At 60.7% G+C, this 234-nt stretch carries 1 protein-coding gene; it reads right to left on the bottom strand.

Features of this window, described 5'->3' with window-relative positions:
* Positions 1-234: TadE family protein (locus SB724_RS21905; protein WP_410573192.1), on the bottom strand; the 234-nt coding region annotated here is incomplete at both ends.

The raw sequence follows: 234 nt of genomic DNA on the forward strand, positions 1-234 counted from the left end.
GGCGGCGTTATCGGTGACGGTCACGCCCAAACCGCTAAGTGAGGGGGCGGAGGCCAAGGCGTCCGCCGAGACATTGAGTCCGCCGTCCTTATAGTGGACTGCGGCGTAGCGGGCACCCTCACGGGCAGCCTCAGTCAGCGATATTTGCACGTTGAGGGCACGGCCGAATTCCATTATTCCAATCAGGAGCAGCAGCAATAGAGGTAGGAGCAACGCCATTTCCACAGCCACTGC

The sequence above is a fragment of the Bacillus sp. SIMBA_031 genome (assembly GCF_046535225.1).
Taxonomy (GTDB): Bacteria; Bacillota; Bacilli; order Bacillales; family Bacillaceae; genus Bacillus; species Bacillus velezensis.